This window comes from Sporosarcina cascadiensis (genome assembly GCF_009650995.1).
GTDB lineage: Bacteria > Bacillota > Bacilli > Bacillales_A > Planococcaceae > Sporosarcina > Sporosarcina cascadiensis.
Window position 1 is genome coordinate 1 of the sequence record NZ_WHVV01000001.1, and the last position, 12,666, is coordinate 12,666.

General features: G+C 43.4%; 10 protein-coding genes and 1 other RNA gene. 4 read left to right on the forward strand and 7 right to left on the reverse strand.

Translation table 11 applies throughout. The annotated features are described in order from the left end of the window. A partial coding sequence (locus GDZ68_RS00005; RefSeq protein WP_194841001.1) for a dynamin family protein occupies positions 1 to 1,622 on the reverse strand: 1,622 nt, incomplete at its 3' end. A gap of 884 nt (positions 1,623 to 2,506) precedes the next feature. On the opposite strand from GDZ68_RS00005, the gene GDZ68_RS00010 reads away from it, so the two are divergent. After that, positions 2,507 to 2,965 carry a chemotaxis protein CheX gene (locus GDZ68_RS00010; RefSeq protein WP_153720226.1) on the forward strand — a complete coding sequence of 153 codons (459 nt, stop codon included), beginning with the start codon at positions 2,507 to 2,509 and terminating at the stop codon, positions 2,963 to 2,965. Positions 2,966 to 3,050: 85 nt separating this feature from the next. On the opposite strand, the gene GDZ68_RS00015 is transcribed toward GDZ68_RS00010, so the two are convergent. The 5 genes from GDZ68_RS00015 to GDZ68_RS00035 all read right to left on the reverse strand — a co-directional run bounded on the left by GDZ68_RS00015 (position 3,051) and on the right by GDZ68_RS00035 (position 8,397). Further along, positions 3,051 to 4,952 carry an ATP-dependent DNA helicase gene (locus GDZ68_RS00015; RefSeq protein WP_153720227.1) on the reverse strand — a complete coding sequence of 634 codons (1,902 nt, stop codon included), beginning with the start codon at positions 4,950 to 4,952 and terminating at the stop codon, positions 3,051 to 3,053. Positions 4,953 to 5,013: 61 nt separating this feature from the next. Next, the gene (locus GDZ68_RS00020) at positions 5,014 to 6,141 is read right to left on the reverse strand and encodes a THUMP domain-containing class I SAM-dependent RNA methyltransferase (RefSeq protein WP_153720228.1); all 1,128 of its coding nucleotides are present in this window, start codon (positions 6,139 to 6,141) and stop codon (positions 5,014 to 5,016) included. A gap of 150 nt (positions 6,142 to 6,291) precedes the next feature. Beyond that, an RNA gene (rnpB, locus tag GDZ68_RS00025) (RNase P RNA component class B) lies at positions 6,292 to 6,667 on the reverse strand. An 87-nt stretch (positions 6,668 to 6,754) separates the two neighbouring features. After that, a complete protein-coding gene (gpsB, locus tag GDZ68_RS00030) occupies positions 6,755 to 7,048 on the reverse strand; it encodes a cell division regulator GpsB (protein ID WP_153720229.1) in 294 nt (97 codons plus the stop codon). Positions 7,049 to 7,128: 80 nt separating this feature from the next. Further along, positions 7,129 to 8,397: a ribonuclease H-like domain-containing protein gene (locus GDZ68_RS00035; RefSeq protein WP_194841002.1), complete on the reverse strand. Its 1,269-nt coding sequence runs from the start codon at positions 8,395 to 8,397 to the stop codon at positions 7,129 to 7,131. A 253-nt stretch (positions 8,398 to 8,650) separates the two neighbouring features. On the opposite strand from GDZ68_RS00035, the gene GDZ68_RS00040 reads away from it, so the two are divergent. From GDZ68_RS00040 to GDZ68_RS00050, 3 genes are all read left to right on the forward strand, one after another. Further along, positions 8,651 to 9,097: a DUF4385 domain-containing protein gene (locus GDZ68_RS00040; RefSeq protein ID WP_153720231.1), complete on the forward strand. Its 447-nt coding sequence runs from the start codon at positions 8,651 to 8,653 to the stop codon at positions 9,095 to 9,097. Positions 9,098 to 9,256: 159 nt separating this feature from the next. After that, entirely contained in the window at positions 9,257 to 9,460 is a 204-nt protein-coding gene (locus GDZ68_RS00045; protein ID WP_153720232.1) for a helix-turn-helix transcriptional regulator, read from the forward strand. Next, complete coding sequence (locus GDZ68_RS00050) at positions 9,460 to 10,143, forward strand: DUF3169 family protein (protein WP_153720233.1); 684 nt, start codon at positions 9,460 to 9,462, stop codon at positions 10,141 to 10,143. Before GDZ68_RS00045 ends, GDZ68_RS00050 begins: the two co-directional genes overlap by 1 nt. 69 nt (positions 10,144 to 10,212) lie before the next feature. Here GDZ68_RS00050 and GDZ68_RS00055 read toward each other — a convergent pair whose 3' ends face one another. After that, entirely contained in the window at positions 10,213 to 12,453 is a 2,241-nt protein-coding gene (locus GDZ68_RS00055) for a 5'-nucleotidase C-terminal domain-containing protein (protein ID WP_153720234.1), read from the reverse strand. Between the last annotated feature and the right edge of the window lie 213 nt (positions 12,454 to 12,666).

Consider the following 12,666-nt stretch of genomic DNA (forward strand, 5'->3'; position numbering starts at 1 on the left):
TCCGCCAGCAATTGATCGCGGCCGATTCTTGTCGGAGCAGACGGGTTATCAATTTCTTTATCCACCCACTCCAAGCGTTCCTGCCATTTATTCACTTCTTTGATAGCATCCACTTTTTCCTGGAGCGTCTCAATTACCGCAGCCAGGGGTCCAGATTGTTCTCCTCCTGCTGATTTTGCGATGACGGACATTTCTTCTTTCCATTTATCTGTTTTACGCTTATAAACCAGATGGATGGCCCGCTTCATTTGCTCAGTATAATTGAGAATTGTTTCGCCTGTAATGATTTCTGCCACATGCAGCTGTTCGTCCACTTCATTAAACGGCAGCGACAAATCCATTGCGTCAATTGCAAGTGAGCGTTCATCCGTGAAAATCCCTGCTTGCTTCAACGATTCTTTCATCAAAGATTTCATGTAAATTTCAATTTGCGTATGCGCAAGGCCTGAAATATTATCATCTAACTTCTGACGGCGTCTATCCCGTTCTTCCTGCGTTTTTTTTGCGCCGAATAAAAGCCCTACTTTAAACTTCGGAGACTTGGCTTCAAGATAATCCTTTAATAGCTCGCGTGTTTCAAATGGTGCCAGTCCGGCATTCGACAATAATTCATTGCGCTCTTTTTCAAAGTTGATATAAAATTCATCGCCTGATAAAAGCTCCATCCGCTTTTTCGCTTCTTTTAAATCTTGATTAAGCTCTTCATACTGCGACCATTCATTTTCGTTTACCGTGTCAGCATAATTTTCTTTGACATCATTGACTTGCTGCTTCAGGAAAGATACATGCTCATCTTTCAATTTGCGCAAGGATTGATCTATATTTTCTTCAAAGTTTTCTTCACGGTGTTCAATCGAACCGTCAACAATCGCCTTCACCTTCGCAAAGTCATTATGAGGGTGATCAAGTTCTTTCAGAGATGTATAGAAAATCCCTTTTGGCTCCACTCCCCATAATTTGAAAGAATCTTCGACGGACTGCTTAAATGCACCGAATGACAATTCGCTGTCGCGGTGCTTATCGATCTGATTGATAATTAAGTATACATTGCTGTTATAACGCATCAATTCTTTTGTGAAACGAAAATTCATTTCGGACTGTACATGGTTATAATCCATCGTATAGAATACTAAGTCTGCCAAGTGCAAAGAGGATTCAGTCGACAATCGGTGTGCATCATCCGTCGAATCCACTCCCGGCGTATCCATAACGGTAATGCCTTCAGGCAAGTTCGATTCCGTGTGGCCGATTTCAACTAATGAAACCGCCGCTCCGTCTTTACTGAACGCTTTCACGGCTTCAGAGAAACCATGACCGCTGAATTTGACCGCGCTTCCATCGACACGATGAATAATTGCGAAGTCTTCATCAGCTTTATGTACTTTCACGATGTTCGCGCTTGTAGGAATTGGACTTGAAGGCAGCAAATCATCCCCGGTCAGTGCATTGATCGTAGAAGATTTACCGGCAGAAAAGTGGCCGGCGAAGGCAATCGTATATTCTTTGGATATGATTTTATTGGCAAGCAAAGTGGTTTTAGTTTTTCTTTCATCATCTTCATTGGTTGAGAAAATCTGTCCGTATATGGCAGATCGCTGTAAAAATTCATGGTTTGTAGACATAATCGTCGTCCTTTCAATTTAACTCACCCTATCATACCATTAATGGACAATTAAATAGAAGTTAACTTTTTTGGGTCTTCACCAAAATTTGTGCTTGACAGTCTATGTCATGAACAGTTTGAAATTTGACTGTGATTGCGCTGTATTGAATGGTAAGTGGAGGGATACCGTTTCCCTTCGTTCCAGGCGGACGCGTGTCTTGCGGGCCCGCGGTGAGCCGACTTGGTCGCAAGCTCCCGCAAGTCGTCTCACCTGTCGGGCTGATCCTCCCAGAGTGTTTTTAGCCGCAGGCTCACACGAAGTGAGTCATGCAACCGTTGCCGCAGGACGCGGCGTACTTAGGTTGCCTTCCACTTCGGTACACTGGCTAGTTTTTCAATAATTTTTATGTGAGTTGCAGTATGAGCATACTATTTGAGATGATCGCGATAGGTGAGGCCTTTCATGCAATACTTATTATTCTGCAAAGGCTAAGATTCTTGTGATTAATACGTTTGCAAAGTCAGAAAAAATACGCCAACTAAGCTAGCACCCTTTAAAAAAACAACATATTTACATTCCCCATAGCAGCGAAGGCGCAACTGCGGGGTCGGCCGTTGCAGTGAGACTGCTGGCACGCCCTTCGCCTGCAGGCTCACTGCGTAAGGCAATCCCCCAGCGCCGAAGCGGTTTTAAACTGCAAACTCACACCTCATTTAAACCTCCTGCAAAGTCGAGCAACGAAACCTGTAAATGCTAAGTCGCCTAGTTCTCGCAATACCTGCCAGACAAGTTGTCTTGGTGCAGACCTAATATTCTAATTCACAAATTTTTATATAGGCTTTTAGCCGTCATTAGTGATATGATTGTACTACTATTAATTCTCCGAAAGGGTGTTTCGACAGATGAGTACTGCTACAAATGTGCAAAAAGTATTAAATGCAACCATTTCTTCGCTTACCACAGTAATCCCTATAAAATTCCAGGTTCTCTCGCCTGCTTTAATTCAGCAGCCTTATGAACAGAGGGAAATCAGTGTCTTGATTGGTTTGATCGGCAATATGAAAGGCCGTTTGATTGTAGAACCGACTAACGAGATCATCGATAAAATCGGACAGGCAATGTTCGGCATGCATATCGAAGGGGAAATGGCTGAATCATTCACAGGCGAGCTCGGCAATATGATTGCGGGCAATCTGTGTACGATACTTGAAAAAGAAGGAATGATCCTTGATATCTCTCCGCCGACCGTACTGACTGGAAAAACTAAATTTTACGGATTCAAACAGGCATTCAAAATTCCGGTGCAATTTGAAGACGGCGAATTACTCAACCTTCTGCTGACCATCGATGAAGAAAATTAAAGTCACCTATACTTTGCTTTAATTACAAGCTAAAAAGCGCACAAACATTGTCAACTCAATGTCTGTGCGCTTTTTTATATTTGATTCAAGAAAATGGTACAGGTAATACCCTTTCAATGACAGGCAGTAATTCGTTACTGTCCGGCTGTACAAAAACATGGATGGAACCATGGTCCTCACTTGTCCGGATCAAACGCCCGATCCCCTGTCGCAGACGCAGCAGCATGAACGGCAGATCAACTTCATCAAACGGATCTTCCGCCGCTTCTCTTCTCGCTTCAAACAATGGATCATTCGGCGGGAACGGCAAATCGAAAATAATGACCCGTGTAAGTGAATCATGCGGCAGATCCAGCCCTTCCCATAAATGATAGGAGAAGAACACAGAAACCTTGCGCTGCTGGAAATCTTTCACCAATGAAGATAAAGAACGCTCACCTTCATACGTCGCCATGACACTTTGCTCGATCGGCAGCTGTTCGTATGCTTCCATCATCGACTGTCTGGAGCTGAACAAGACCAGCGTCTGCTCTTCCTCTTCAAGCAATTGTGACAGGCGGGCAATTTGCTCATCTCTTGTTCCCTGTTCCAAATGAATCTTCATGACCTCATCGTAGTCAAAAGGCGATTCAATAGAAAACGATTGAAAGTCCTCAATGCCTAAACTATAAGCCAGGTAATCAAAAGAATTTTCCACTGACAAAGTAGCAGAAGAGAATATAATCGGCATCTTGCCGGTGAATAATTTCTCTTTCAAGATGGATGTCACGAGCCGCGGCATGATCAGTAATGTACTCTCATCGCGCCGGTTCTCGAGCCAGTCCACCGCATCATTTTCATTGGAAAAAAGCTCCATTGAGTAAATGTACTGCTCCAGGTATTCTTCCACAATTTTTAAGTCATATTCAGGGATTACATACAGTTCGCCCTCGAAGACGAATTCTTCAAGAAGTTGATTCGATAAAGAAACAGCTTCTTTCGCCAATGAAAGCATCGTGTCATTTTTCTCGATCGTCAGACGTTCCGTATCATGATACGCCGCATGATCGCGGAGCTGTTTGAAAAACAATTCATGGACATCCAGCAAGACTTCCATCAACTGAAGTGATTTTTCCCGGATACCGTCCACCATAATGCGTTCCAGCAGCTGCACAATCGTCTGCTGCTGCACTTCGTATGTCAGAGCGCGCTGAGCAGAATACTCGAGCAAATGTCCTTCGTCAAAAACGACCATCGACACTTCAGGCAGCAGCGGCAGCTGTCCTTGACGGGATCTTGATTCTTTTGTCCATAAATGCTCCATGTAGAAGTCATGTGAGCAAATAATCAGATCCACAGCCTCACGGTAATGATTGCGGTGAATCGTCTGACCGCAGCGGTTGCGGATGTCACAAGCAGCACATTGCTGAATCGGATGGAAATTAATCATATCCCACTCTTCATCTGCTAAATAAGGATAATCCGAGCGTACGCCATATGGCGATACCGACTGCAGTGACCGATCTGCATAGACAAAATCGGGCAGCTGGTCTTCCACTAAGTCAACAAATTCTTCATCTGTCTGCTGGCTCGTCTCTTCCAGTCTCTTCAGGCAAATATACTGATTCCGTGCCTTTGCTAATCGGACATCGACAGTCAGATCAAGCGCCTCACTCAGTTTCTGAATATCGCCTTCTTCTTTGATGAGCTGATCGATCAGCGTTTCATCCGCACAAGAAATAACGGCGGGCTTCCCTGTATAACGCGCATAGGCAATTGCAGGCAATAAATACGCAATCGTCTTCCCAGTCCCAACACCGGCTTCCGCCAATAAAACCTTATTGTCTTTCAGTGCCTGTTCAATTTGAAATGCCATATAAATCTGTTCGTCCCGGCACTCAAACCCTTTTTCTGTCAAATCATCATACAATGTATCGCCCAGCCAGCCATTCAGTGACTCGAAAAATGTCTGGTCTTTTTCTAATTGAAATGGAATTTTCGTATTCATGCTGACTCCTTTCCGTGTACAAGCGAAAGTTGAGGACAATTTCCTCTTCCTAATTCGTCTCTTATACTCGCTGTCCCCAATATTGATAGTAATCTGTACGAATAAACCCGTTAAAGAGTTTGCGTTTTTTCGTTGCACGCTGTCCGTACATTTCTTCATAGTTTTCCAATGAAGATAAAATATAAACAGACCATGACGGATAATTTTTCATAATGCCGCCAAGAATCTCCGCGATATCTTCTGCTTCTTCTGTTTCACCTAGACGTTCGCCGTAAGGAGGGTTGGCGATCAGCACGCCATTTTGACCTTCCACATGCAAATCGCGGATGTCTTGCTGCTGCCAGCTGATTAAATCTGCAAAGCCGGCTTCCATCGCATTTTGCTGAGCGATGGAAATCATCTTTCCATCGACATCGTACCCACGGATATCCAATGGAAGATCATACTTTGCCACATCTTCCACTTCTTCACGGACACGGTCCCAGACCTGCGCATTCATCCATGGCCATTCTTCACTCAAAAATGAACGATTATAACCGGGTGCAAGATTTTGTCCAATCATAGCCGCTTCAATCGGAATCGTACCGGAACCGCAGAACGGATCAATAAACGGCCGGTTCGGACTCCATTTTGAAAGTTTTACAAGTGCGGCTGCCATTGTTTCTTTTAGCGGCGCATCCCCCTGTCCGAGACGATAGCCCCGTTTATGCAGGCCGGTGCCGCTTGAATCAATGGTGAGCGTCACTTTATCCTTCAAGATTGATACTTCCAATTTGAACAAAGGACCCGATTCATCTAAAAAACCCGTACGCTTGTAAGCAGACTTCAGACGGTCTACAATGGCTTTTTTAACAATAGCCTGGCAGTCCGGCACACTGTATAGTGTAGATTTCACAGACTTGCCCGCCACCGGAAAAGCCGCATCAACCGGCAGAAATTCTTCCCATGGTATAGCCTTGGTCCGTTCAAACAGTTCATCAAAAGTAAAAGCTTTAAACTCGCCTGCCACAATGCGCACTCGATCTCCTACGCGAAGCCACATATTTGCTCTGGCAATCGCTTCTTCATCTCCGGTAAAGTACACTTTACCATTCTCCGTCTGGCCCTCATAACCGAGATCTTTGACTTCTGAAGCTACAATTGATTCCAAACCCATCGCTGCTGTTGCAACTAATTTATATTCGCTCACATTCAACACTCCAATTCGAAACGTTTACGGCATTCTCCGCCGAACGGTTATGTACATTTTGCTATATGCATCTTTCAAGAAATCTTCAAGACAAAAGAAAAACTCTCCCAAAACTGTAGGAGAGCTAATTGTGATGTAAACCATAGGATATTCTGTAAGCCATGTTTTGTTCTTCGGTACTCAAACGGTTTGCACCTCGTACTGGAAGCGGTAATCATCTATCTACAGACAATTGCCTGTCCCTTCCTCCATTGAATTCTTTCGGAAGAGCGCCCCTACCATAATTTGGGTTTCTCACTCGTGGGGTTTACCCGTTCCACTTGACATGTTTCCATGCCAACTACGTCACTGTGGCACTTTCAGAGAATCTCATCCATATCCGAAGACTTAGGATTTATTCCCGCCATCAATGCAAAAGCATTGCCCCGGCTTATTTTTTCACCGAGCACGAACACTACGGTCATCTCAGATCCGTGTGAGCATGGACTTTCCTCTACAATCGAAATTGCAGCGATTACCTGAATAAGATCTATGGTACTACTTAGTATACATCAAAATAGTCATTCACACAATGGATTCGGCCGGGTTGCCAAATCAATTGTTCTTTTTTTAATCAGTCATCAGAAAGTTTGCTGCCAAATACATGCCGCTCCAAATTGGAAATGCGCTGAAGAATATCAAAATTTGTCGGCTGGGGAGTTGGCGCTGCTGTCCTCTGGGGTGCTGCACTCGCTGCTGCTTTCAATTTTTCATTCTCTTCTTTAAGCCGTGCAATTTCCTTTTTGAACGTCTCGTAGTCCTGAATGACATCATCCAAAAATAAATCTACGTCTTCTTGTTTATACCCGCGCATCCCTGATTTAAATTCTTTTTCTAAAATTGTTTTCGAATCTAACTTTAATTCCATGACAAAACGTCCTTCCGTCTATGATTCCATACGGTCATTATAGCATATCCTGTCATTCTTTGTCTTAATTGATAATACTGTCATGTCTCCTTTGTCGGTTCCTGCGCTTGCCCGGGAAATAATTTATTCATTACACGTATTTCCCGTTTCGCAAATGCCGCCTTCATGCGCTCAATGAAGCGCCGTGACAGCATTTCATTCTGTTCCAGCAAGGATTTCCCGGTGAGAATCCGTTCATACGCCAACGGGAAATTTTTCAGCTGGTGCTCATATAATTTCGCCAGTTCTTCACAGGCCAGTACCTGTTCTCTGCCCTCACCGTACTCGGCAACAATTTCGAATGACTTAATCGCACGTTCAAATTCTTTATAGCGTTTCAGCAAAAATCCCAGATGGTAGTGCGTAAGCGGATAACTGCTGCCAAACTCTTCTGCTATTTTCTCAAGTTCCGAGTAGCTGCGTTCACTTAATCCGAGGTCCTGAAACCATTTCGCGATATTCGTTGCGACCCGGGCCGTTTGCTGGTTGTCCTGCAATATGAGATCAGTTGACAAGCTGAACAGTGTAACGAGAGATAAAATATCCCATTCATTATGCCACATGACCTTCATCAAAATTTCTGCACGTCCGTTCTTCACAGCATCTTGATAGATAATCGGTGCCATATGCCCCGGAATATCGTCTTTTCTAATGAAACCGAGCTGTCTGCGCTCCACTTCGGTCAGCTTGAAAGAGTCCATCTCCCCTTTCCAGATACGCCTCGATCCATGAAGTAAATCAATTTGGTGAGGCACGGGAAGGGGCGGAAGTAATTTCCGGTGCAGTGACCAGCGTGTCTGCAGCTGCGGGAAATCAAAACTCTTTCCATTATAGGTGACGAGTGTGAGTCCTTCTTTCCACAGCTCCGATTCAAAAAGAAATGCCGCTTCATGATCGGGATTCGGCAGTACATACTGCGTCATGACAAATTCATCTTCTTTCAATTCAAGCAGCCCAATCAAAAATATAACAGCACCTGCTCCTTTAAGTCCTGTCGTCTCTGTATCAAAAAACAGCAGCTTGCCTTCTTTAGGTGAAAGCGGATGTTTATATTCAGTTTCTGACCAATCAGCCAGTTTATCCTGCACATCACCTAAGCGGATATTTCCATGCATATGAGACAGCGGATAGTGAATAATCCGTTTATAGACGATACCGAAATCATTCTCCACTTTTTCAAGCTGGGTCGTGAGCCATCGTTTTTCATAAGATGGCACAGGCGGTTTACTAAAGACTTCCACTGGTTCTTTTACCACTGCTGATTTCTTTACCAGCGACTTCATTGCCATCAGCTTTTTCTCATAGGACATAATCATTCAGCTCTTTTATAGTTGGGCTTTCCATCGTATGCATGGCAATCCCGATATAGTCTAGTTTATTTAGTTGAAAATTCAACGATGTCACCTCGTGTTATCAATACATAATTTGTATGAATTATACTATAGTTCAGCAGATTGCGAGCACATTTGGACTTGTCTGACTTTGGAAGACTATTTCTTGGGAAATGAAGCGTTTTCATAGCTGTGCGCCGGGGTACGTAATGGTAAAAGGAAGTGAACGGGTATGGCGTTTGATTATGAACTCGATTATCCAAACCTGGATCTTCGTAAGCAGCCTGAACTATATAAAGTCGGCAAAGGCGAGCAGGGTGTCCTGCTGGTAGAACCTTATAAAAGCGAAATCTTGCCGCATTGGCGTTTCAGAACACCAGATATCGCAAAAGATTCCGCCGAAAAAATCTATGAGCTATTTGAAAATTACCGTAAAGAAGATGATTTCATCGGCATGGATATGGCGAGGAAGTTTATCCAGATGGGCTATACACGTGCCCGGCGTTATGCCAATCATAAAAGCGGAAGGAAGTATAATGAAGACGGCACAGTGAAAGAGCGCGTGATTGATGCCGAGAAAGCAAAGTCCGCTGAAATCTTTAAGGTATACTGGGATACTATTCGAAAAGATGATGATTATCTGAAGCGGAAGAAAGCGCATCAGAAAACATATGGATGAGAAAAAGGAATGCCAAAGTGCATTCCTTTTTTGTCCAAAGATTTCACTACCACACGTTTAATTTTTAAACGATGAGACGACATGTAAATTAGTCAATTTGACAACTATACTTGTCAAATTGTTATAGTTAAGTTACAATTAAATGAAGAGGTGGGGCTGTTGAGAACAAGACTCAAAGAATTGCGTGCGCGTGACGGGCTTAATCAGACAGAGCTCGCAAAACGCGCAAAAGTATCACGGCAGACAATTAGCTTAATCGAGCGGGAAGAATTCATTCCGTCTTTGCTGATTGCTGTAAGAATTGCGGCGATCTTTAACGAAGCAATAGAGGAAATCTTTATTTTCGATAAGGAGGAATTATAATGAAGACAATTATTTGGATGCTGATTGGTGGAGCAGTTGGTTTTTTTGGAATGTATGCCGTTTTGACTGCAGACATTAAATTGGAATTTGCACCTGTGGCTTTTGAAATGAATATTGCACTTCTGGCTATTACTGCCGTATTACTAATTACAGCAGCAGTCAGTATTGTGCAGATGAAGAAAAAATCGAAACTTTATTTGACAGGAGAAAAAGAGGATAAAAGGGATGTCTGGCAATATAAACGGTTCAGCGACACCTCTCTGATTGTCACTGCCGCCATGGCTGTCGGAATCTCAGCAATTGCAATTGCGATTATTACAGATCAACCGTCCTGGCTGATGATCTCGTCGATTATTATCGGAGCGCTGACTTTCATTCTTTCTATCACTCTTTCCAGCATTGTCAATTCCCTCTACCCCGACCGTGAACTGCCGGATGTGTCAGCAAAGGATTATTCTCAAAAACTGCTGGCCGTCTCAGATGAAGGTGAACGCCATGTTATGCTCGAGGGACTTTACCGTGCATTTAACACAATGAATCTCATATTAATTCTGACTTTGCTGCTTCTCATTATTTATTCAGCAGTGACAGGTGATTCCCAGCTGTTTTCTATTTTCATTATCGGAATGATATTGATCGGGACCAATGCTCAATACTTGTTCGCAATCCGCAATAAGACTTGAATGCAAAGTTTATCATCACAAAAAGTCTTCTGACCGATAAAATTCAGGTCAGAAGACTTTTTTCATTTCTTATTTCTTTACATCAACAATTCGGCCTTCAATTTCAGGTGAAACTGTCCCCAAATTTTTCATATGATCACGCAAATTCACCCAATCATCTAATCCCAGATCCGTTACACGGCCTTTTTCATATGCATCGCCGAGAACTTTAAATCCGTCGCCGCCTCTTGCAGTAAAGGCGTTTGTCGTAATTACATATTCTTTATCCATGTCGATATCAACGTATTCACCGTTGACTTTCACTTGCATGGACTGCACACGATCGCCAACTTCTTTACTGCTATCAAAAGTCATCTTCATACCGGACATATGCAGGAATCCGCCCTCTTCATTCGGAGCATTCCTCACACTGTGCTCCAGCGTGTTTTTAATTTCAGCGCCTGTCAGCGTAACGAGAGATAACGTATTTCCAAATGGCAGTACTTCCATTACTTCACCAATCGTAACAGGTCCTTTATCTATATGATTACGAATTCCGCCGCCGTTTTGAAGAGCAATTACTGTTTTCGGATCATATTCTTTTGCCTTTGCCAACATTCCGTCAGTAATCAGATTGCCCAGTGCTGTTTCATTGGCACGTACGCTCGGTCCCGGATTATCTTCACCGCGGTGTCTCGGGTTAGGCAAATCAACCGTCAGATTCGCTCCAAATTCCTGCCCGAACGTTTCTTCGATTTTACCAGAGAACTTTTTAAGCGCTTCTGCCGCTTCCGGATCTTCCGCCTTGTCGCTCAATTTGATTAATTCACCGGCATAGCCTGTAATCACACCTTTATCATCAAACTCTACATCTAATGTACCCAAATGAGTCAGATATTGGTCAGCCTGCACAATAATCGTAGGATCTTTCTTTTCTCCGTTTGCTTTTTTATCGACGACTACTGGTTTATCTAGTTTCGTGTGCGAATGTCCGCCTACGATAATATCAATACCCTCCACTGATTCTGCTAACAGCAAATCATTACCTACAGATGGATCACTGTCGAAACCAATGTGATTAAGGGAAATAATTTTATTGACTCCTTGGCTTTCAAAGTAAGCTACTGCTTTTTCAGCCGACTCTTTGTAATCTAAAAACTTAACTGCTTTTGGACTGGAGACGAATTCTGCACTTTCCGTAGTCAATCCGAAGATTCCTACTTTCTCTCCGTTTACTTCTTTAATAAGCCCTTTATGAATTTCTCCCAATGCAGGAGTACTTGTAAATTCCGTCTCACTTACAATATCTTTCATGATGGGATCTGCAGAGAAATCGATATTTGTTCCAAGCACAGGGAAGTTGGCGCCTTTCACAAAGTTTGCCAGTGCCTGATGACCATTTTCGCTGTCACCTAAATCAAATTCATGATTACCGAAGACCATCGCATCAAGACCCATCAAATTCATGAGTTCCATATCAGCTTGTCCTTCAAACTCAGTGAAATAGAGGGTTCCGGAGAATGCGTCGCCGCCGTGAAGAAGCAGGGCTTCCGGTTTCTCTTTGCGGATTTCTTTAATAGCCGTAATCGCTTTAGGCATTTCCGCAACGCGCGCATGTGAATCATTCATATGCATCAATGATAATGTAAAGTCAGCCTCACCAGGTTTTTCAGGCTGCTCCGGCTGTTCAGGTTGTTCAGGCTTCACCAGCTGATTCGCGCGGTGAATGAACGATGCAAATGCCCCGCGTGTCACAGGCTCATTAGGTCTATAATCAGTCAACTGATCAGTCAAACCTAGGTTTGCTAAAATCTGTACGCCTTTTTTATGCGACTCGCCTACATTCGATAAGTTAACATTCACTTTCTCGCCGTTATCGTATTTTTCAAGATTCAAAGCATTTACCAGTACAGATGCCATTTGCTGGCGTGTCAGGGCCTGAGTAGGATTAAAGTTTCCTTTTTCATCCCCTTTAAATACGTTCGCATGTGTAAGCGTTGCCATTTCTTTTGCATAAAAACTGTTGGCTGTAATATCTTTATACTGTTTCAAGACGTCAGCCACATTAGACGGTTCCTGGAAATCACCCATTTTTGCGAGAATTAGCGCTGCATGGCGGCGTTCAATTGAATTACCGGGCTTAAACTGATTTTCAGAATAACCACGGATAACCCCCTGTTCCGTCAAAGCCTTAATCCCTTCGTAATGCGTATTGTCCTTTGCAACGTCGGCATACCACTGCTCTGCCGCACCGACCGATGCGCCGGCTAATACAACTGCACCAGCAACTGCGAATGTAGAACCGAACCTGCGTACATTTTTATTTTTCATCTACTTCTGCCTCCTCAAAATAGTAACGTAATAAACTTAGATGCTATCATCTCATAATCTCCCTAAGTATAGGTAGAGAGCCGAATGATGTCAAGACAGTGTTGTGATAATTGGCACAAGTCTGAGGAGGTTATTCATCTTTCCAACAGCCTATGTATCCTATTAAAAAACTCGGGCAGCTATATAGCCGTTTCGTGCATGAATTAGGCATTT

Excerpts from the sequence above, each read along its gene's own strand:
- GDZ68_RS00010 (WP_153720226.1), top strand. The coding sequence starts at position 2,507 with ATGAGTACTGCTACAAATGTGCAAAAAGTATTAAATGCAACCATTTCT.
- GDZ68_RS00015 (WP_153720227.1), bottom strand. The coding sequence starts at position 4,952 with ATGAATACGAAAATTCCATTTCAATTAGAAAAAGACCAGACATTTTTC.
- gpsB (WP_153720229.1), bottom strand. The coding sequence starts at position 7,048 with ATGGAATTAAAGTTAGATTCGAAAACAATTTTAGAAAAAGAATTTAAA.
- GDZ68_RS00035 (WP_194841002.1), bottom strand. The coding sequence starts at position 8,397 with ATGTCCTATGAGAAAAAGCTGATGGCAATGAAGTCGCTGGTAAAGAAA.
- GDZ68_RS00040 (WP_153720231.1), top strand. The coding sequence starts at position 8,651 with ATGGCGTTTGATTATGAACTCGATTATCCAAACCTGGATCTTCGTAAG.
- GDZ68_RS00050 (WP_153720233.1), top strand. The coding sequence starts at position 9,460 with ATGAAGACAATTATTTGGATGCTGATTGGTGGAGCAGTTGGTTTTTTT.
- GDZ68_RS00055 (WP_153720234.1), bottom strand. The coding sequence starts at position 12,453 with ATGAAAAATAAAAATGTACGCAGGTTCGGTTCTACATTCGCAGTTGCT.